Annotated in this window: 20 protein-coding genes and 1 riboswitch; of the genes, 7 read left to right on the top strand and 13 right to left on the bottom strand. The window is 70.4% G+C overall.

Translation table 11 applies throughout. The features are described from left to right. Positions 1-57: 57 nt before the first annotated feature. Positions 58-193, bottom strand: a riboswitch (cobalamin riboswitch). A 52-nt stretch (positions 194-245) separates the two neighbouring features. The 5 genes from ACWC21_RS18120 to nagB form a co-directional block, all read right to left on the bottom strand. Next, positions 246-752 (bottom strand): GNAT family N-acetyltransferase, encoded by a 507-nt coding sequence (locus tag ACWC21_RS18120; RefSeq protein ID WP_450882865.1) that lies wholly within the window; start codon positions 750-752, stop codon positions 246-248. A 73-nt stretch (positions 753-825) separates the two neighbouring features. After that, positions 826-2,454 carry a monocarboxylate uptake permease MctP gene (gene mctP / locus ACWC21_RS18115; protein WP_450882863.1) on the bottom strand — a complete coding sequence of 543 codons (1,629 nt, stop codon included), beginning with the start codon at positions 2,452-2,454 and terminating at the stop codon, positions 826-828. Next, on the bottom strand, positions 2,451-2,717 hold the full coding sequence (locus ACWC21_RS18110; RefSeq protein ID WP_450882861.1) for a DUF3311 domain-containing protein: 267 nt from the start codon (positions 2,715-2,717) through the stop codon (positions 2,451-2,453). The genes mctP and ACWC21_RS18110 overlap by 4 nt, the downstream gene beginning before the upstream one ends. 137 nt (positions 2,718-2,854) lie before the next feature. Next, positions 2,855-3,619: a GntR family transcriptional regulator gene (locus tag ACWC21_RS18105; RefSeq protein WP_450882859.1), complete on the bottom strand. Its 765-nt coding sequence runs from the start codon at positions 3,617-3,619 to the stop codon at positions 2,855-2,857. 165 nt (positions 3,620-3,784) lie between these two features. Then, complete coding sequence (gene nagB, locus ACWC21_RS18100; RefSeq protein WP_450882857.1) at positions 3,785-4,570, bottom strand: glucosamine-6-phosphate deaminase; 786 nt, start codon at positions 4,568-4,570, stop codon at positions 3,785-3,787. A gap of 482 nt (positions 4,571-5,052) precedes the next feature. On the opposite strand from nagB, the gene ACWC21_RS18095 reads away from it, so the two are divergent. Continuing rightward, positions 5,053-6,519, top strand: coding sequence for a sensor histidine kinase (locus ACWC21_RS18095; protein WP_450882979.1), 1,467 nt, complete (start codon positions 5,053-5,055; stop codon positions 6,517-6,519). Positions 6,520-6,676: 157 nt separating this feature from the next. Here the strand turns inward: ACWC21_RS18095 and ACWC21_RS18090 are convergent, their stop codons facing one another. Both ACWC21_RS18090 and ACWC21_RS18085 read right to left on the bottom strand, forming a co-directional pair. Beyond that, positions 6,677-6,934: a WhiB family transcriptional regulator gene (locus ACWC21_RS18090; protein WP_006142322.1), complete on the bottom strand. Its 258-nt coding sequence runs from the start codon at positions 6,932-6,934 to the stop codon at positions 6,677-6,679. 321 nt (positions 6,935-7,255) lie between these two features. After that, positions 7,256-8,224: a diacylglycerol/lipid kinase family protein gene (locus ACWC21_RS18085; protein WP_450882855.1), complete on the bottom strand. Its 969-nt coding sequence runs from the start codon at positions 8,222-8,224 to the stop codon at positions 7,256-7,258. Positions 8,225-8,340: 116 nt separating this feature from the next. On the opposite strand from ACWC21_RS18085, the gene ACWC21_RS18080 reads away from it, so the two are divergent. After that, complete coding sequence (locus ACWC21_RS18080; protein ID WP_450882853.1) at positions 8,341-8,790, top strand: hypothetical protein; 450 nt, start codon at positions 8,341-8,343, stop codon at positions 8,788-8,790. A gap of 143 nt (positions 8,791-8,933) precedes the next feature. On the opposite strand, the gene ACWC21_RS18075 is transcribed toward ACWC21_RS18080, so the two are convergent. The 3 genes from ACWC21_RS18075 to ACWC21_RS18065 all read right to left on the bottom strand — a co-directional run bounded on the left by ACWC21_RS18075 (position 8,934) and on the right by ACWC21_RS18065 (position 10,976). Next, entirely contained in the window at positions 8,934-10,043 is a 1,110-nt protein-coding gene (locus tag ACWC21_RS18075) for an RNA polymerase sigma factor SigF (RefSeq protein ID WP_450882852.1), read from the bottom strand. Further along, positions 10,040-10,453, bottom strand: coding sequence for an ATP-binding protein (locus tag ACWC21_RS18070; RefSeq protein ID WP_006136266.1), 414 nt, complete (start codon positions 10,451-10,453; stop codon positions 10,040-10,042). Before ACWC21_RS18070 ends, ACWC21_RS18075 begins: the two co-directional genes overlap by 4 nt. A gap of 262 nt (positions 10,454-10,715) precedes the next feature. Next, positions 10,716-10,976 carry a UBP-type zinc finger domain-containing protein gene (locus ACWC21_RS18065; protein WP_450882850.1) on the bottom strand — a complete coding sequence of 87 codons (261 nt, stop codon included), beginning with the start codon at positions 10,974-10,976 and terminating at the stop codon, positions 10,716-10,718. A 61-nt stretch (positions 10,977-11,037) separates the two neighbouring features. Here ACWC21_RS18065 and ACWC21_RS18060 point away from each other — a divergent pair, with 61 nt between their 5' ends. Next, positions 11,038-12,633 (top strand): Na+/H+ antiporter, encoded by a 1,596-nt coding sequence (locus ACWC21_RS18060; protein WP_450882848.1) that lies wholly within the window; start codon positions 11,038-11,040, stop codon positions 12,631-12,633. Between the two features lie 75 nt (positions 12,634-12,708). Here the strand turns inward: ACWC21_RS18060 and ACWC21_RS18055 are convergent, their stop codons facing one another. Together ACWC21_RS18055 and ACWC21_RS18050 are read right to left on the bottom strand one after the other, a co-directional pair. Next, positions 12,709-13,611 (bottom strand): 1-aminocyclopropane-1-carboxylate deaminase/D-cysteine desulfhydrase, encoded by a 903-nt coding sequence (locus ACWC21_RS18055; RefSeq protein ID WP_450882846.1) that lies wholly within the window; start codon positions 13,609-13,611, stop codon positions 12,709-12,711. A 33-nt stretch (positions 13,612-13,644) separates the two neighbouring features. Further along, positions 13,645-14,238 (bottom strand): N-acetylmuramoyl-L-alanine amidase, encoded by a 594-nt coding sequence (locus tag ACWC21_RS18050; RefSeq protein WP_450882844.1) that lies wholly within the window; start codon positions 14,236-14,238, stop codon positions 13,645-13,647. Positions 14,239-14,529: 291 nt separating this feature from the next. Between ACWC21_RS18050 and ACWC21_RS18045 the strand changes: the two genes are divergently transcribed. From ACWC21_RS18045 to ACWC21_RS18030, 4 genes are all read left to right on the top strand, one after another. Further along, on the top strand, positions 14,530-15,936 hold the full coding sequence (locus ACWC21_RS18045) for a family 2B encapsulin nanocompartment shell protein (protein ID WP_450882842.1): 1,407 nt from the start codon (positions 14,530-14,532) through the stop codon (positions 15,934-15,936). Positions 15,937-16,048: 112 nt separating this feature from the next. Then, complete coding sequence (locus ACWC21_RS18040) at positions 16,049-17,197, top strand: family 2 encapsulin nanocompartment cargo protein polyprenyl transferase (RefSeq protein WP_450882840.1); 1,149 nt, start codon at positions 16,049-16,051, stop codon at positions 17,195-17,197. Positions 17,198-17,361: 164 nt separating this feature from the next. Then, complete coding sequence (locus ACWC21_RS18035) at positions 17,362-17,580, top strand: hypothetical protein (protein WP_450882839.1); 219 nt, start codon at positions 17,362-17,364, stop codon at positions 17,578-17,580. Between the two features lie 9 nt (positions 17,581-17,589). After that, the gene (locus ACWC21_RS18030) at positions 17,590-17,940 is read left to right on the top strand and encodes a DUF952 domain-containing protein (RefSeq protein WP_450882837.1); all 351 of its coding nucleotides are present in this window, start codon (positions 17,590-17,592) and stop codon (positions 17,938-17,940) included. Positions 17,941-18,094: 154 nt separating this feature from the next. On the opposite strand, the gene ACWC21_RS18025 is transcribed toward ACWC21_RS18030, so the two are convergent. Then, positions 18,095-18,508: a VOC family protein gene (locus ACWC21_RS18025; RefSeq protein WP_450882835.1), complete on the bottom strand. Its 414-nt coding sequence runs from the start codon at positions 18,506-18,508 to the stop codon at positions 18,095-18,097. Between the last annotated feature and the right edge of the window lie 4 nt (positions 18,509-18,512).

The following is an 18,512-nucleotide window of genomic DNA, read 5'->3' as shown; positions in this document are numbered from 1 at the left end:
GCGTCGCGTCCACCGGCCCACTCCACGAGGCCCGGACGTCATGGGCGCCCGACCGGACGGCCGGGCACGCTGTCGGCAGGTCCTCGGACTGACCCTCGCCACCCGTATGCGGGCATACGGGTGCGAGTACACCGTTGCGGGACAGTTCCGGATTCGCACCGGATTCCCCTGCGGCGACAGCGAGCATGAGCATACATCTAGTGCCGGGCTGTGGTGGCACCCCCAGATGTTGTGTTGCGTCTGCTTCAGAGCGTCAACTCATAAGTGAGGAGAGTGACGTCGGCGAGATCCGGGAGGGGGGCCCAGTCCCGCTCGGGAGTGCGGACGAAACCCAGGCGTTCGTAGATGCGGTGGGCGGCGTGCATGGCGCGCTGGGTCGACAGGACGATCCGCACACAGCCCTCCGTGGCCCGCGCACGGTCGACGCAGGCCTGGACGAGCGCCCCGCCGGCGCCCCGGCCGCGCGCCGTGCGGGCGACCGCGAGCATCCGTATCTCGGCCTCTCCCGGCCCGGCGATGTCGGCCATGGGTCCGCCGGACGGTACGAAGGTGACCCCGCCGAGCACCTCCCCGTCCGCCTCGGCGACCAGTACGTCGGCGGCGGCGGCCCGCTTGGCCACGTCCCTCAGCTCACCGAGGTACCGGTCGCCCTCCCCGAAGTCGAGGAGCCCGTCCTGGAGATAGGCCTGGGCGGTGATCTCACCGAGGGCCTCGTACTCGTCGGCTGCCGCGTGCCGTATCAGGATGTCCATGGGGGCGAGTGTGCCCGACGGGTACGACGACGGGCCGCCGGATTTCCCCGGCGGCCCGTCCGACGCGTACGGCTCAGTGCGTGCTGCCGGCCGTCGCGGGCGGCAGTTCCACCTGTACGCCCGGGTCGCCGGCGTCCGCCGTGTAGTCCTCCGGCCTGGTCTCGTCGACGCCCTCGGGGGCCTTCGCCGCCCTCAGGACGAAGGTCAGGACCACGGTCACGAGGACATTGAGGACGAACGCCGTCAGGCCGATGTAGCCGATCTCCCCGAGGCCCGGGATCTCCTTGGCGTTGCCGCCGAAGTGCGGCTGCGTCGGCGAGGAGATGCCGTACGCGGCGAGCGTGCCGTACACCATGCCGACCGCCCAGCCCGCGAGCAGCGCCCAGCGGTGGAACCAGCGGGTGAACAGGCCGCCGACCAGGGCCGGGAAGGTCTGCAGGATCCAGATGCCGCCGAGCAGCTGGAAGTTGATCGCGACGGTCTTGTCCATGGTGAGGACGAAGACCAGCGCGCCGACCTTCACCAGCAGCGACACGAACTTGGAGACCTGAGCCTCCTGCTTCGGCGTGGCGTCCGGCTTGATGAAGTCCTTGTAGATGTTGCGGGTGAAGAGGTTGGCGGCCGCGATCGACATGATCGCCGCCGGCACCAGCGCACCGATGCCGATCGCCGCGAAGGCCACACCGGCGAACCAGTCCGGGAACATGTTCTCGAACAGCTGCGGGATGGCCAGCTGGCCGTTGGTGACCTTCACCCCGGCCGCGATCGCCATGAAGCCCAGCAGCGCCAGCAGGCCCAGCATCAGGGAGTACAGCGGCAGGATCGTGGTGTTGCGGCGGATCACGTCACGGCTGCGCGAGGACAGGGTCGCGGTGATCGAGTGCGGGTACATGAACAGCGCCAGCGCGGAGCCCAGGGCCAGGGTCGCGTATGTCCACTGGTTCGCCTCGCCCGGCACGAGCGTGCCGCGCGGCTTCCCGGTCGCCGGGTTGACCTGGCTGAACGCGTCGCCCGCCTTGGCGAAGACGTCGTCGAACCCGCCCAGTTTGATCGGGATGTAGATGATCGCGACGGCGATGACGATGTAGATCAGCGCGTCCTTGACGAACGCGATCAGCGCGGGGGCCCTCAGCCCCGAGGAGTAGGTGTAGGCGGCCAGCACGCCGAAGGCGATCAGCAGCGGCAGGTCCTTCACGAACCAGTTGGTGTTCTCGCCGCCGCCGACCCCCATCACGTCCAGCACGGCCTGGATGCCGACCAGCTGGAGCGCGATGTACGGCATCGTCGCCAGGATGCCGGTCAGCGCCACCGCCAGCGACAGCCCCTTCGAGCCGAAGCGGCCGCGCACGAAGTCCGAGGTGGTCACGTAGCCGTGCTTGTGCGAGACCGACCACAGGCGGGGCAGGAACGTGAAGATCAACGGGTAGACGAGGATGGTGTACGGCACCGCGAAGAAGCCGGCCGCGCCCGCCGCGTAGATCGCCGCCGGTACCGCGACGAAGGTGTACGCCGTGTACAGGTCGCCACCGAGCAGGAACCAGGTGATCCAGGTACCGAACGACCGGCCGCCCAGGCCCCATTCGTCGAGGCTGTGCTCGTCGTCGGCCCTGCGCCAGCGTGCGGCGAGGAAGCCCATGACCGTCACGGCCAGGAAGAAGAAGACGAACACGCCGAGCGCGACGCCGTTCACGCCGTCCTTCATTCCGCCGTACCCCCCTTCGCATCCTGGCGGGCGCGCTGGTCACGCCGCCACAACTGGTAGGCGATCATGGTCAGCGCGGTGGAGATCGGCACCCAGAGCATCTGGTACCAGTAGAAGAACGGGATGCCGATGAACGCGGGGTCCGCCTCGGCATAGGAGCCGACCCACAGCATCGCCACGAAGGGCGCGATCAGGCAGAGGGCGATGACGACGCGCAGAGGCGTCACCACCGCCGGTCTCGTCGTATCCGGTGCGTTGGACATCTCTGTCGGCTCCGTCCCCTCACTGATCACCTGTGTAATGCGCAGGCAATCTAGGGGACGGGGTCAGGGGAGTGGAAGACCTCGCCCGCATGTCGGCATGTCGATTCCGGGGCGAAGGTGTGAAGACGCCGACTCGCCTACTCCTGCGGACGCTTCAGCCTCGCCACGAACTTGTAGCGGTCTCCCCGGTACACCGACCGCACCCACTCCACGGGCTTGCCCTCCCGGTCCAGGGAGTGCCGGGAGAGCATCAGCATCGGCAGGCCCACGTCGGTACCGAGCAGGCCCGCCTCGCGGGGAGTGGCCAGCGAGGTCTCGATGGTCTCCTCCGCCTCGGCGAGGTGGACGTCGTACACCTCTGCGAGAGCGGTGTACAGCGAGGTGTACTTCACGAGACTGCGGCGCAGCGCCGGGAAGCGCTTGGCCGACAGGTGCGTGGTCTCTATGGCCATCGGCTCGCCGTTGGCCATGCGCAGCCGCTCGATGCGCAGCACCCTGCCGCCGGCCGTGATGTCGAGCAGTCCGGCGAGCCGCTCGTCGGCGGTGACGTAGCCGACGTCCAGCAACTGCGAGGTCGGCTCCAGGCCCTGGGCGCGCATGTCCTCCGTGTAGCTGGTGAGCTGCAGCGCCTGCGAGACCTTCGGCTTGGCGACGAAGGTGCCCTTGCCCTGGATGCGTTCCAGCCGGCCCTCGACGACCAGTTCCTGCAGGGCCTGGCGGACGGTGGTGCGCGAGGTGTCGAACTCGGCGGCCAGCGTGCGCTCCGGCGGGACGGGGGTGCCCGGCGCCTGGGTCTCCGTCATGTCGAGCAGGTGCTTCTTCAGGCGGTAGTACTTGGGCACGCGCGCGGTACGGACGGTGGCGCCGTTCTCGTTCTCCGCACTGCTGACGTCGGTGCTCATGCTCTGCCTTCCCGGCTCCGGGTGCCCAAGCGGCCGACATGCCCGTCGGCCACGGCCCACATCGTGGCACGGCTCAGTGCGCCGGGGGTCCGCCCGTACGCTCCGTGATCTCCTCTGTATACCGTTGTGACCATCCTTGGTCTAGTCCACAGCCGCAGATGCCGGTCAGATGCCCTGCCAGTCCGGCTTGTTGGCATAGGTGTACCGGAAGTAGTCCGCGAGCTTCAGCTTGGAGGCGGCGGCCTCGTCGACGACCACCGTCGCGTGCGGATGCAGCTGCAGCGCCGAGGCCGGGCACACGGCCGCGACCGGGCCCTCCACCGTCGCGGCGACCGCGTCGGCCTTGCCCTCGCCGGTGGCGAGGAGCACCAGGTGCCGGGCCTCCAGGATGGTGCCTATGCCCTGGGTGATGACGTGGTGCGGCACCTGTTCGATGTCACCGTCGAAGAAGCGGGCGTTGTCGATCCGGGTCTGCTCGGTGAGCGTCTTGATGCGCGTGCGCGAGACGAGCGAGGAGCAGGGCTCGTTGAAGCCGATGTGGCCGTCGGTGCCTATCCCGAGCAGCTGCAGGTCCACGCCACCGGCCTCGGCGAGCGCCCGGTCGTACGCCGCGCACGCGCCCTGCACGTCCTCGGCTGTCCCGTCCGGGCCCATGAACGCGTCCGTCCCGATCCCGAGGGGTGCCAGGACCTCCCGCCGGAGCACGGAGCGGTATGACTCCGGGTGCTCGGCGGGCAGCCCCACGTACTCGTCGAGCTGTGCGATCCGCGCCCGCGAGGTGTCCACGGCCCCGGAGCGCACCTTCGCCGCCAGAGCCTGGTAGATGGGCAGCGGGGTCGAGCCGGTGGCCACGCCGAGCAGGGCGTGGGGCTTGCGCCGCAACAGCTGTGCCATGGCCTCGGCGATGAGCTCGCCGCCCGCTTCCGCGTCCGGAACGATGACAACTTCCACGCTGGGCCTGCCGATCTGTGGAGCACTTGAGTGTGTGTGGTGTAGACCAATCGAACAGCAACAGCATCGTACCCCCAGCACCCCGCTCACGTCAGCGAGCTGCCCGCCCCGTCCGGGGGGCCGGAGGTTGCTCACGAAATTGCCACGGCCATCTGGCCCCGTTCGCGACCCGGGCGGGCTAGGCTTCGAACCACCAAGTTGCAACAACTCCCCACGCATGGACACACCAGCTGGTCCAGTCCACAATGCGGGGGCGCACTCTTCCGTCTTCCCCGCACAGGAAGGCGGACCGAGGAACCGGAGCTCTCTGCCCTGACTGCCCCGGCTCCTCATCCATCGGCCGACCGGGACCGCACACCCCACGGCCGTTGCTGCTCCGGGCTGCGGTGCCGGGAGGGTTGAGGGTCCCTCCCAGGCGCCGCGGCCCGCGGGTGTTTTCGGCCGGTTCGCAGCCCCCGGGTACGCTCGCAGACGTGCCCTCCATGAACGAACTCGTACGCCAGCACACCGCCCTCGACGACTCCGACCTCGAGTGGCTCCACCTGCTGGTCTCGGAGTGGCAGCTGCTCTCCGACCTCTCCTTCGCGGACCTGGTCCTGTGGGTCCCCACCCGGGACGGCACGCGGTACGTCTCGGTGGCCCAGATGCGCCCCAACACCGGCCCGACCTCCTACCAGGACGACATGGTCGGCCACCTGGTGCCGCGTGGCCGCCGTCCCATGCTGGACGCGGCCCTCGACGAGGGCCGGATCGTGCGCGAGGGCGATCCGGAGTGGCGCGAGGAGGTCCCGGTCCGGGTCGAGTCGATCCCCGTACGCCGGGAGGGGCGGGTCCTCGGAGTCATCGCCCGCAACACCAACCTGCTGACCGTGCGCACCCCGAGCCGCCTGGAGCTGACCTATCTCCAGAGCGCCTCCGACCTGGCGCAGATGATCGCGGCCGGCTCCTTCCCGTTCCCCGACCAGCAGGTCGACATGGACGCCTCGCCGCGCGTCGGCGACGGCCTGATCCGGCTGGACGCGGACGGCCTCGTCCAGTACGCCTCGCCCAACGCCCTGTCCGCCTACCACCGTCTCGGCCTCGCCTCCGACCTCGTCGGCCACCACCTGGGCCGGACCACCGCCGAACTCGCCCCGACCCGTGGGCCGGTGGACGAGGCGCTGGCGAAGGTCGCCAGCGGGTGGGCGCCGCGTGAGTTCGAGATCGAGGCCAGCGACGGGGTGATCCAGTTCCGGGCGATCCCGCTCAAGCCCAAGGGCACGCGCATCGGTTCCCTGGTGCTGCTCCGGGACGTCACCGAACTGCGTCGCCGGGAACGCGAGTTGATCACCAAGGACGCGACCATCCGGGAGATCCACCACCGGGTGAAGAACAACCTCCAGACGGTGGCGGCGCTGCTCCGGCTCCAGGCCCGGCGGATCGGGTCCGACCGCGGCCGGGAGGCGCTGGAGGAGGCGGTGCGGCGGGTCGGCTCGATCGCGATCGTGCACGAGACGCTGTCCCAGAACCTGGACGAGCGGGTGGACTTCGACGAGATCGCCGACCGGGTGCTCGCCATGGTCGCGGAGATCTCGCCGGGCAAGGTCACCGGCCGGCGCACCGGCCGCTTCGGGATACTCGACGCCGAGGTCGCGACCCCGCTGTCCATGGTCCTGACCGAGGTCCTGCAGAACGCCCTGGAGCACGGCTTCCGCGAGGGCGACTCCGGCACCGTGGAGGTCTCCGCGGTGCGCGGCGGCACCACCAAGGAGGCCCGCCTCCTGGTCACTGTCCAGGACGACGGGGTCGGCCTGCCCGAGGGCTTCGATCCGCACCGCTCGGGCAACCTGGGGCTGCAGATCGTACGCACCCTGGTCGAGGGCGAGTTGAGCGGCAGCTTCGACATGGTTCCGGCACCGGAGCGGGGGACCAGGGTGATCCTCGACATTCCGGTCCAGGGCCAGAAGTAGTCACCCAAAGCAAAGAGCCCCGGACCGAAATCGGTCCGAGGCCAGTGCTCGTTGCTACTAAGCGCATCGGGGGTACTGCGCGCTGCGGCTCGGGGGCGGGAGATGCGTACTCGCTGTACGCGCCGCCAAGCTCAGGCTGTTTGCGGGGCGGGTGTTGTCAGGCGGAGGCCTGACGGGCCCGGTTGCGGGCGGCACGGCGCTTCATGGCGCGACGCTCGTCCTCGCTGAGACCACCCCAGACGCCGGAGTCCTGGCCGGACTCGAGCGCCCACTGCAGACACTGATCCATAACGGGGCAGCGACGGCAGACGGCCTTGGCTTCCTCGATCTGCAGCAGCGCAGGACCGGTGTTGCCGATGGGGAAGAACAGCTCGGGGTCTTCCTCGCGGCAAACGGCGTTGTGACGCCAGTCCATGGCTGCTACCTCTCCTTGGTATTACGTGCTCATTGCTTGTGAATGTGAACGCTTTCACGAATCCCTCAACAAGTGAAGGGCCGACCGCCGAGTCTCCCCGGCGTGGTCCTGATGATGTGAAGAGGGGTTCCGGTGATCAGCGGAGGCCGATGTTGCGGGCCGTCCCGATCGCCACGTAGAGACTCGCAAACCTCAGCGGCGGATACAACCCCTTCCGGAAAGTTTTTTTTGATTCCTCGGTGTCGACTAGGTCACAGCCGTACTTCCATGGGGTGGATCCTGGCCTAAACGTTCGAGTGAAAGGACTTTAGCCCGTTCCGCTCACACAATCACACGCAGTGCACGGCGTACGCCTGTGAACGTCACGCTGGTACGCAGTCCGAGGTGGTCGCCGTCCATCTGGAGGGGGAGGGGCACCTTCGAATGCAAGGTGAACCGGTCCAGATCGTGCAGTGAGGTGGCGTGCTTGCCCTGGGGCCCGCGCTCGGGGGACGAAGTGAGCAACTGGGTGCCATACCGGGCAACCGCGGCCGTGGACAGACGGCTGAGACCGAGCACGTCGAGCCCCTTGTCGAACGAGGCCTTAGGGGACGTGTACATCGGGCGATTGCCGAGATAGGTCCAAGGCGACGTGTTCGAGACTATCGCCACGACAAGGTCGGTTATCGGGTCCGCGCCGGGGTGCTCGAGCGTGATGGTGCCGTGCCGGCGGTGCGGTTCGCCGAGGAACTGCCGGACGACCTGGCGCACATACAGCGCGTGCGTCGACTTCCTGCCGCGCTCGCGCTGCTGCTCGACCCGGCCGACCACGCCCGCGTCGAAGCCGAGACCCGCGTTGAAGGTGAACCAGCGGGACGGGACGGACTCGTCCTCGGTGCCCGGCGTGCCCGAGGCCAGGCCGAGGCCGACGACGCGCTCCCGCCCCTCGCGCAGAGCGTCCAGCAGGGCGCCGGTGGCCTCGACGTTGTCGTTGGGCAGGCCCAGGGCGCGGGCGAAGACGTTGGTGGAGCCACCGGGCACGACGGCGAGACCGGGCAGGCGGTCGGGGTCGGGGCCGTTGTGCAGCAGGCCGTTGACGACCTCGTTCACGGTGCCGTCACCGCCGAGGGCGACTATCAGGTCGATGTCGTCGCTGTCCGCCGCCTGCCGGCCCAGGTCGCGGGCGTGGCCGCGGTACTCGGTGGTCACGGCCTCGAGCTTCATCTCGCTCGCCAGCGCGTGGATCAGCACGTCACGCCTACGTGCGCTTGTGGTGGTAGCTGCCGGATTGACCACGAGAAGTGCACGCATGGGTTGCAGGGTACCTACTGGGCGGTACTCGACCCACACCCAGGTAGGGATCCGGTAAGAGGAGGGGGCGTGAGCCTGGACACCCCGCGGAGCGGGGCGAGGGCTACCCTTCTGGGGTGAGCAGTGAGCAGACCCCCACCCCCGAGATCCCCGCGGAGGCCGAAGGCCCGCGTCCGCGCCGGCTGACCTATGCGGCGGCGCTGGCCGCGCTGGAGGGGATCGCGCTGGTGGTCGGGGGTGTGTGGCTGCTCGTACTGGGGGTCGCCGGTGAACCGGACGGACGGCAGCAGGCGGTGACCCTGGCCGTCACCTTCATCGCCCTCGCCCTGCTTCCGCTGCTCGCCGCGCGCGGCCTGCTGCTGCGACGCGGCTGGAGCCGGGGCCCCGCCGTCATCACGCAGATCATGGCGCTTCCGGTCGCCTACAGCCTCCTCCAGGCCGACAGCGCCGCGATCCCGGCCGGCATCGTCCTCGCCGTCGTCGCGCTGACCGCGCTGATCCTCCTGCTGAACCCCGCCACGACCAAGGCACTCGGCATCAAGGGTCCGGGTCGCGCGGAGCGGTAGGGCTCCGGGTCGCGCGGAGCGGTAGGGCTCCGGGTCGCGCGGAGCGGTAGGGCTCCGGGCCGCGCCCCTTCGCCATCGCCTGGGGCCCGCGCCGGGCCCCGCTCCTCGCACGCCGACGGGGGGCTGCTTCCCAGCCCCCCGGGTTACTCCTCGACCAGCAGCTTCTCCCGCAGCTGGGCCAGGGTGCGGGCCAGGAGGCGCGAGACGTGCATCTGGGAGATGCCGACCTCCTGGGCGATCTGGGACTGGGTCATGTTGCCGAAGAACCGGAGGAGAAGGATGCGCTTCTCCCGGGGCGGGAGATCCTCCAGCAGGGGCTTGAGGGACTCGCGGTACTCGACGCCCTCCAGGGCCTCGTCCTCCGCGCCGAGGGTGTCGGCGACCGCCGGGGACTCGTCGTCCGTGTCCGGGACGTCCAGGGAGAGGGTGGAGTAGGCGTTCGCCGACTCCAGGCCCTCCAGGACCTCCTCCTCGGAGATGGCGAGCTTCTCGGCCAGCTCGTGGACCGTCGGGGAGCGCCCGTGCTGCTGCGACAGCTCGGCCGTGGCCGTGGTGAGCGACAGCCGCAGTTCCTGCAGCCGACGCGGCACGCGGACCGCCCAGCCCTTGTCGCGGAAGTGCCGCTTGATCTCGCCCACGACGGTCGGGGTGGCGTAGGTGGAGAACTCCACGCCGCGGTCCGGGTCGAAGCGGTCGACCGACTTGATCAGACCGATGGTGGCGACCTGGGTGAGATCGTCCAGCGGCTCACCGCGGTTGCGGAAGCGGCGCGCGAGATGCTCGACGAGCGGCAGGTGCATGCGGACCAGCTGGTTGCGCAGCTCCGCGTACTCGGGGCTGCCGCTGCTCAACGCCCGCAGCTCGACGAACATCGCACGCGCCCCACTGCGGTCGTGCTGAGCGCCCTGCAGGGCCGGCACGGCCTGCGCGTCCAGCTCGTCGTCGTCCCGTTCGTGCTCGCTCATCGTCCCGCCCGTCGCCATTCCCCGAGCCCTCGCCTCCGTCCGGGCCGGGGAAACCCCGCTCCGCCGCTCCAGAGGCGTGCTCTGCACGGCACCTTCTCGATCCCGCTGCCCCTCGTCCGGGTGGCCGGCCTCCGCGGAGTGGTCCTCCGGGTGCGGCCTGGCCTGCTCGGGGATCCCGTCGATGCCGTCCCGCATGCGTGGGGAACCGCCCGGAGAACCCGCGCCTCCGATCGGCAGCCCCCGTGTGCCGCGCTCTTCGTCCCGCACCGGACCGTCCCCGTTCCTCACGCCGGCCCGGGTCCCGCGCCGCGCTGTTTGTAGAGGCTGATCGAGACGGTCCGGTCCTCGTCGACGGCCGACGAGACCTTGCCCGCCAGGGCCGACAGCACCGTCCAGGCGAAGGTGTCCCGTGAGGGAGCGTGTCCGTCCGTGGTCGGTGCCGAGACCGTGACCTCGAGCGAGTCGTCGACGAGTCGGAAGACACAACTGAGCACGGAGCCGGGCACGGCCTGCTGGAGCAGGATCGCGCAGGCCTCGTCCACCGCGATGCGCAGATCCTCGATCTCGTCCAGGGTGAAGTCCAAGCGGGCGGCGAGACCGGCCGTGGCCGTCCGCAGCACCGACAGGTAGGCACCCGCAGCCGGCAGCCGGACTTCCACGAAGTCCTGGGTCGCGGGCTCGCCTGCGATCTGGGACACCCTCACCTCCATGGTGGTACAAGCTTTACGGGGCCGAGGGTCGCCCCTCGGGGTAACGCGAAACGTGTTTCAGCGGTGACGCTATCGCGCTCCGAACGTTCCTGTCCCCGGGACCCCAACCCCCTGGCGTCACTCACAGTAAAGCTGTGGATACGCTCCGTGTCTAGAGGTCCAGCGGTCTCAATTGGGAAGAGCGCGCGCCGGATTGACGTACCCAGACGTCAGACGGTCGAACCGTCCGGCTCCACGCCTGCATACAGGGTTACACGAGGACGTGGTCGACGAAGCACCAGCGCCAGTTCTCACCCGGTTCGAAGGTCCGCATCACCGGATGACCGGACTTCTCGTGGTGTTCCGTGGCGTGCCTCCCGGGTGAGGAGTCGCAGCAGCCGACGTGGCCACAGGTCAGACACAGGCGCAGCTGCACCGGGTGCGTGCCGTTCGCGAGACACTCCGGGCAGGTCTCGTTCTGCGGCTCGGGCTCCGGGTGCGGCAGCGCGTCGGCGTGCGTGCACTGTTTCATGATTGCCAGATTACGACGGGCGTGCGGGTGACCGCGCGGAAAAAGAGGGCGGGCGAGGACGATGGACGTGATGCCGCTGCTGCTGCTGGTGGCGGGGAGCGCCGCGATCGCCGGGGCGGCCCGGCGGACGCCGGTACCGGCTCCGCTGCTGCTGGTCGCGGCCGGACTGCTGGTGTCGTACGTGCCGGGGGTGCCCGACTACACGCTCGACCCCGAGGTCGTACTCCCTCTCCTGCTGCCCCCGCTGCTGTACACGTCGGCGACCGACAGCTCCTACCTCGACCTGCGGGCCCAGCTGCGTCCGGTGGCGCTGCTCTCGGTGGGATACGTGCTCTTCGCGACCTTCGTCGTCGGCTGGGCCGTCTACCGGCTCGTCCCCGGGATACCCCTGCCCGCCGCCCTCGTGCTGGGCGCGGTGGTGGCGCCGCCGGACGCGGTCGCGGCGACGGCGGTCGCCCGCCGCGTCGGGCTGCCCTCGCGGATCACCACGATCCTGCAGGGCGAGTCCCTGCTGAACGACGCCACGGCGATCACCGCCTACAAGGTCGCCCTCGCCGCGGCCGTCGGGGAGGGCGCCACCTGGATGGGCGGGGTCGGTGAGTTCCTGCTCGCCGCCGTCGGCGGTGTCGGCGTCGGTCTGGTCCTGATGGCCCCCATCCACTGGATGCGCACGCGCCTGAGGGAGCCCTTGCTGCAGAACACCCTCTCCCTGCTCATCCCGTTCGTCGCGTACGGCGTCGCCGAGCAGCTGCACGCCTCCGGGGTGCTGGCGGTCGTGGTCGTCGCCCTCCACCTCGGGCACCGCGCGTGGGAGGTCGACTTCGCCACCCGGCTCCAGGAGGAAGCGGTGTGGAAGATGGTCGCCTTCGTGCTGGAGTCCGCTGTCTTCGCGCTCATCGGACTGCAGCTGCCGGTCGTCCTCAAGGGCCTCGGCGCGTACGAGGGTGCCGACGCCGCCTGGTACGCGGTGGCCGTCTTCCTCGTGGTGGTCGTGACCCGGTTCGTGTGGGTGTACCCGGCGACCTTCCTGCCGCGTCTCATGTCGTCACGGATCAGGGACCGCGAGCCGAACCCCACCTGGAAGGGCGCGATGGTCACCTCCTGGGCCGGGATGCGGGGCGTGGTCTCCCTGGCCATCGCCTTCTCGATCCCGCGGACCGTGCATGGCGGCGCCCTCTTCCCGCAGCGCAACCTGGTGCTGTTCCTGACCTTCACCACGGTCATCGGGACGCTGGTCGTGCAGGGCCTGACGCTGCCCCCGCTCATCCGCCTGCTGAAGTTCCCCGGCCGGGACACGCAGGCGGAGACGCTCGCCGAGGCCAACGCCCAGGCCCAGGCCTCCCGGGTCGCGGAGCAACGCCTGGACGAGCTCCTGTCCGACGAGCGCAACACCCTTCCCCCGCCGCTCGCCGACCGCCTGCGCATGGTCCTGGAACGCCGCCGCAACGCCGTCTGGGAGCGGCTCGGCGCGGTGAACCCCGTGACCGGGGAGACGGTCGACGACACCTACCGCCGGCTGTCCCGGGACATGATCAGCGCCGAACGCGACGTGTTCGTCCGGCTGCGCGACCACCGGTACATCGACGACGAGATGCTGCGCACCCTGCTGCGCAGGCTGGACCTGGAGGAGGCGGCGGCGTACCGGGAGGCGGCGTAGGGCCTGTCCGGCGGACCACGCCGTCGGCGGTCGCGTCCGGGCGCGGAGGTGGGGCAAGGGGGGGGGGCAGGGCGGTCACGGGAAGGGTCGGCCGGTGATGACGGCGGCGATCGTCGTCCCGGGAGGGAAGGCGCCCTCGTCCGTGAGGGCGGTCAGGGCGTAGAGCAGCTTGGCGACATACAGTCGCTCCACGGGGAGGCCGTGGCGGGCCTCGAAGTCCGCGGCGAAGGCGTCGAGTTCCTCGGTGGTGCGGGCGTAGCCGCCGAAATGGAACCGGTCGTCCAGCGACCAGGTGCCCCGGCGGGCGCCGAAGGCGCGCTCCTGGAGGGCCTGTATCTCGGCCGCGAGGAAGCCGCCCTTGAGGACGGGTATGCCCAGGGCGCGCTGGCCCGGGGCCAGGCCGGCGGCCGTGCCGGCGAGGGTGCCTCCGGTGCCGCAGGCGAGGGCGACCACGTCGACGGGGGCGTCGTGGCCGCGCAGCTCCCGGCCGAGGGCCTGGCAGCCACGGACGGCCTCGGCGTTGCTGCCGCCCTCCGGGACGACGTGGGCGTCCCGCGCGCCGACGGTGCGCAGGACGGCGTCCAGGACGCCGGCTTCGGTCTTGCGGCGGTATGTCGATCTGTCGATGAAATGCAGGCGCATCCCGTCGGCCTCGCACCGGGCCAGGGACGGGTTGCGCGGCCGGTCGGCCAGCTCCTGGCCGCGAACCACGCCGACGGTGTCCAGGCCCAGGAGGCGGCCCGCGGCGGCCGTGGCCCGCAGGTGGTTGGAGTACGCGCCGCCGAAGGTCACGATCGTCCGGCCGGCCGCCGCCTCGAGGTTCGGGACCAGCTTGCGCCACTTGTTGCCGACCAGGTCCGGATGGATCAGGTCGTCCCGCTTGAGCAGGAGACGGACGCCGCGCCCGGTGAACCGCTCGTCGGAGACCTCGCGCAAGGGGGAGGGGAGGCGGGGGGCGAGGGCGTCGGGGCTGGTCACGGGTTCATTGTCGCCCGGGAGCGCCTCCTGTCGTCACGCCTTCAGGCGTTCCCCGATCCGCCCCCGCAGCCACTTCATCGTGAAGCCCCGCGGGTCCACCTTCCCCGGCTGCCACTCCAGGTGGCCGATGACCGAGCGCTCCGTCCAGCCGTGGTGGCGGCAGACGGCCGCGGCCGCCCGCACCACGGCGTCGAGCTGAACCTCGGGCCAGGGATCCTTGCCGTCGCCGAGGTTCTCGCACTCGAAGCCGTAGAAATACCGGTTGCCGTCGGTGTCGGCCTCGTTGTCCGGTGGCAGTCCCTTCTCGGCGATCACGGCGCGCAGCACGTCGTCGTCGCCGAGCCCGGCGTGATTGGCGCGGCCGTAGCCGACCAGGTGGACGGTGCCGTCCTTGGTGATCACCCCGTGGCACAGCGGGCCCGGCAGGTCGGTGGTGCCCTCCCGGCACAGGGCGACCGTCCGCTCGCTGCCCGCGGTCACCGTGTGGTGGATCATCACGCCGTGTACGGGCCCCCACGGACCCTTTCGGTTGCGGTTGTGGTGCTCCCAGTCGCCGACCTCCACGACGGTGAGTCCCTCCGCTCTCAGGGCGTCGAGGAAACCGCCCGCGGACATGGGTGAGGCCATGATCGCCTCCTTCGTACCGTACCGCGCGATCACCTTGCGTGATCGCATCGCTACAGCTGGTACTACCGAAAACGGACGTCCCGGACACATCGTTCGCACGCTGTGCGAGCCGATCCGGACACTCCATAGCGGCGGGCGAAGAGTGCGATCCTCCTGTTTGCCCAGTAGTGCGATGATCGAATCCCGCTCTTTCGGGTAATGGCATCGACACGTTGCGTGATGAGAACCTGCTCGCGAGATCGATGCCCGGCGCAAGTCGGCGCCGGAGCATGACCGGGAGGGCAATTCTCTATGTCGGTAGGCGAAGAGGTCCGCGAGGAACAGAACAAGCCGCAGCAGAGTCTGAACACCGCGGCGGCGCGGAACCTGGCCACGACCACCAAGTCCGCGCCCCAGATGCAGGAGATCAGCTCCCGTTGGCTGCTGCGGATGCTGCCATGGGTGAACGTGCAGGGCGGCACGTACCGGGTCAACCGGCGACTGACGTACGCGCTCGGCGACGGGCGCATCACCTTCGTGAAGACCGGTGATCGCGTCGAGGTCATCCCGGCCGAACTGGCCGAACTGCCGGCCCTGCGGTCGTACGACAACCAGGAGGTGCTCTCGGAGCTGGCCCAGCGCTGCCACCGGCGGGACTTCGCCCCTGGAGAGGTGATCGCCTCCTTCGGCAGCCAGGCCGACAAGGTCTACCTGCTGGCCCACGGCAGGGTCGAGAAGGTGGGCACGGGCCCGTACGGCGACGACGCGGTCCTGGGCGTCCTCGCCGACGGCGCTTACTTCGGTGAGGACGCGCTCCTCGATCCGGACGCCATCTGGGAGTACACCGCGCGCGCGGACACCGCCTGCACCGTGCTGATCCTCTCCCGTCAGGACTTCGAGCAGGTCGCCGAGCGTGCCGACTCCCTGCGTGAGCACGTCCGGAAGCAGCGCTCGATCCCCCGGCAGCGCACCAACAAGTACGGCGAGAAGGAGGTCGACCTCGCCGCCGGCCACAGCGGTGAACCGGACATCCCGCACACCTTCGTCGACTACGAGGCCAGCCCGCGCGAGTACGAGCTGAGCATCGCGCAGACCGTGCTCCGCATCCACACGCGCGTGGCCGACCTCTACAACCAGCCGATGAACCAGACCGAGCAGCAACTCCGGCTCACCGTGGAGGCGTTGAAGGAGCGGCAGGAACACGAGCTGATCAACAACCCTGAGTTCGGCCTGCTCAGCAACTGCCAGTACGACCAGCGGCTCCAGCCGCACGACGGTGTGCCCAGTCCGGACGACATGGACGAACTGCTCAGCCGTCGGCGCGGCACCAAGCTCTTCCTCGCCCATCCGCGCGCGATCTCCGCCTTCGGCCGCGAGCTGAACAAACGGGGTCTCGTCCCGGAGACCATCGACATGGGCGGCAACCGCATCCCGACCTGGCGCGGGGTGCCCATCTTCCCGTGCAACAAGATCCCGGTCAGCGAGGCGCGGACGAGCTCCATCATCGCCATGCGACTGGGGGAGGAGGACCAGGGCGTCATCGGGCTGCGCCAGTCGGGCATCCCGGACGAGATCGAGCCCAGCCTGTCCGTGCGCTTCATGGGCATCAACGAACAGGCCATCATCAAGTACCTGGTCACGGCCTACTACTCGGCGGCGGTCCTGGTGCCGGACGCGCTGGGTGTGCTGGAGAACGTCGAGATCGGCCGGTGGAGGTGACGTTTCCGCACTTCGCCGCCGTGTCCCCGGCCGCCGGGACGGGTAGACCCTCCCGGTATGCGCTCAGTCGGGAAGGAAGCGCCACCGTCAGCGTGGTTCGCGAGGGGGACCCATGGCCGAGTCCATGACGGAGACCAAGCAGCGCTCAGGGGGATCGCCGTCGTCCGACGGGATGCTCGAGCCAGGCCGGCGGCGAACACCCGCCGGCGACGGACCGACGGGCCCGCTCGACGGGCCCGAGGCCGCGGTGATCCTGGACCGCGCCCGCGCCTCGGTCGATCCGGAGCTGCGCGCCGCCGTCGAGTCACTGCCCGCACCGATGCGGCGGATCGCGCAGTACCACTTCGGGTGGCGGCACGCGGACGGCACCCCCGCGACCGGCAACGCGGGCAAGGCCATGCGGCCCGCGCTCGTCCTGGCGGCGGCCGACGCGCTGGGCGGGCCGCGGGCGCGGGCGGCGTCCGTACGGGCCGCGGCGGCGGTGGAGCTCGTCCACAACTTCACACTGCTGCACGACGACGTGATGGACCGCGACACCTCCCGTCGGCACCGGCCCACGGCGTGGACCGTGTTCGGCGACGCGGACGCGATCCTCGCCGGGGACGCCCTGCAGGCGCTGGCCCTGCGGCTGCTCGCCGAGGATCCGCATCCCGCGTCCGGGGCGGCGGCCGCCCGGCTCGCCGGCTGCGTCGTCGAACTGTGCACCGGTCAGCACACGGACACGGCCATGGAGCGGCGGGCCCCGGACGAGGTCACCCTCGACGAGGTGCTCGTCATGGCCGAGGCCAAGACCGGTGCGCTGCTGGGGTGCGCCTGCGCACTCGGCGCGTTGTACGCGGGGGCGACCGCGGACGACGTGGCGGCGCTGGACGCGTTCGGACGGCAGGCGGGGCTCGCCTTCCAGCTGATCGACGACGTCATCGGCATATGGGGAGATCCCGAGCGCACCGGCAAGCCGGCCGGCTCCGACCTCACCGCCCGCAAGAAGTCACTGCCCGTGGTGGCCGCCCTCACCTCGGGCACCCCGGCCGCCGCCGAACTCGCCGAGTTGTACGGGACGCCGTACGAGGAGGGGGACACCGAAGGGATCGCCCGGGCGGCGCAGGCCGTGGAGCGGGCCGGCGGACGGGACTGGGCGCAGGCCCAGGCGGCCGACCGGATGGCCCTGGCGATGCAGGAGCTGACCCGGGCCGTCCCGGACCCGGAGGCGGCCGGCGGTCTGCTGGCGCTGGCCGAGTTCGTGACCCGGCGCAGCAACTGAGGCCGACGGCTGTCGGTCAAAGGCCCCGGGGCCTCCGGGTCCGTGCGGCTCCTGACCCCGCACGGTCGCCGGGGGCTCCGGCCCGACGGGTCCCGCACCTCCCCACGGCGTGCGGGGCCCGTCCTTGTTCTCCGCCGGTCCGTACTCCGTTCTACCCTGAGGGCATGGGCGGCAAGGAACACCTCTGTCCGGTGTGCGGACGGCCCGTCGAGACGGTCGTCCGGCGGCACAAGACACTGGGCGCCTGGGTGCCGGTGTGGGTCCCCGGGCCCTGCCGCAACCCCGACTGCCCGGCGGGCTCCGAAGCCGCGCCCGGAGCCCGGCGCGATCTTCCGCCACCCGCCGAGGAGAACGATCCGGCGCGGCGGGAACCCGGCCCGTAGCGTGGCCGTATGACAAAACTGCCGTACATCCTGCACATCACGGAACGTTCCCTGTGGGAAGCGGCCCGGGAGCGCGGCACCTTCGAGGTGTCGACCCGGGGCCGTACCCTCCAGGACGAGGGCTTCATCCACTTCTCCACCCGCGACCAGCTCCCGCGCGTCGCAGCCTTCCTGTACGGCTCCTACGACGGCCCCGACGACCTGGTGGTCCTGGTCGTCGACCCCGGCCGGCTCGGCGTCCCCGTGAAGTACGAGGCCGTGGAGCCGGGCGGCGAGGAGTTCCCGCACGTGTACGGACCCGTGCCGGTCGACGCCGTGGTGGAGGTGGAGCCCTGGCGGGCCACCGGACAGCACTCCTAGACCGCCGGCCGCAGGCCGGGCGTCACGCACTCCCCGCGCGTACGCCGCCCTTCGGAGAGCCGGGTGCCGGTCACGGCCGTCCAGAGGTCCTGGGCCCGTGCCGACCGCCCGGCCGGCCGGGCGGCGAAGGTTCACGTCCCCCGGACCCGCCCGCTCACCCCTTGCGCTCCATGAAACGCAGCATGTTCCCCGCCGGGTCCCGGAACGCGCAGTCGCGCACCCCGTACGGCATGTCCATGGGTTCCTGGATCACCTCGGCACCGGATTCCTGGACGCGGGCGAAGAGGGCGTCGCAGTCCTCGGTGGTGAAGTTGACCCCGCGCAGTACGCCCTTGGCCAGCAGTTGCTCCATCGCCTCCCGGTCGGCCGGGGAGAGATCGGGGTTCGCGGCGGGCGGCTCCAGCACGATCGACACGTCCGGCTGCAGCGGCGCCCCGACGGTCACCCAGCGCATGCCCTCGTACTTGACGTCGTTGCGGACCTCCAGGCCCAGGACGTCGCAGTAGAACTCCAACGCCTTGTCGTGATCGTCGACCGCGATGAAACACGTGTTGAGTTTGAGGTCCATGCTT

It is taken from the genome of Streptomyces sp. NPDC001348 (assembly GCF_053597535.1).
This window is presented reverse-complemented; position numbering and strand designations above follow the sequence as displayed.

Coding starts and splice junctions, on each gene's coding strand:
- ACWC21_RS18120 (WP_450882865.1), bottom strand. CDS start 752: ATGGACATCCTGATACGGCACGCGGCAGCCGACGAGTACGAGGCCCTC.
- mctP (WP_450882863.1), bottom strand. CDS start 2,454: ATGAAGGACGGCGTGAACGGCGTCGCGCTCGGCGTGTTCGTCTTCTTC.
- ACWC21_RS18110 (WP_450882861.1), bottom strand. CDS start 2,717: ATGTCCAACGCACCGGATACGACGAGACCGGCGGTGGTGACGCCTCTG.
- ACWC21_RS18105 (WP_450882859.1), bottom strand. CDS start 3,619: ATGAGCACCGACGTCAGCAGTGCGGAGAACGAGAACGGCGCCACCGTC.
- ACWC21_RS18095 (WP_450882979.1), top strand. CDS start 5,053: ATGAACGAACTCGTACGCCAGCACACCGCCCTCGACGACTCCGACCTC.
- ACWC21_RS18090 (WP_006142322.1), bottom strand. CDS start 6,934: ATGGACTGGCGTCACAACGCCGTTTGCCGCGAGGAAGACCCCGAGCTG.
- ACWC21_RS18085 (WP_450882855.1), bottom strand. CDS start 8,224: ATGCGTGCACTTCTCGTGGTCAATCCGGCAGCTACCACCACAAGCGCA.
- ACWC21_RS18065 (WP_450882850.1), bottom strand. CDS start 10,976: ATGAAACAGTGCACGCACGCCGACGCGCTGCCGCACCCGGAGCCCGAG.
- ACWC21_RS18060 (WP_450882848.1), top strand. CDS start 11,038: ATGGACGTGATGCCGCTGCTGCTGCTGGTGGCGGGGAGCGCCGCGATC.
- ACWC21_RS18050 (WP_450882844.1), bottom strand. CDS start 14,238: ATGGCCTCACCCATGTCCGCGGGCGGTTTCCTCGACGCCCTGAGAGCG.
- ACWC21_RS18045 (WP_450882842.1), top strand. CDS start 14,530: ATGTCGGTAGGCGAAGAGGTCCGCGAGGAACAGAACAAGCCGCAGCAG.
- ACWC21_RS18040 (WP_450882840.1), top strand. CDS start 16,049: ATGGCCGAGTCCATGACGGAGACCAAGCAGCGCTCAGGGGGATCGCCG.
- ACWC21_RS18035 (WP_450882839.1), top strand. CDS start 17,362: ATGGGCGGCAAGGAACACCTCTGTCCGGTGTGCGGACGGCCCGTCGAG.
- ACWC21_RS18030 (WP_450882837.1), top strand. CDS start 17,590: ATGACAAAACTGCCGTACATCCTGCACATCACGGAACGTTCCCTGTGG.
- ACWC21_RS18025 (WP_450882835.1), bottom strand. CDS start 18,508: ATGGACCTCAAACTCAACACGTGTTTCATCGCGGTCGACGATCACGAC.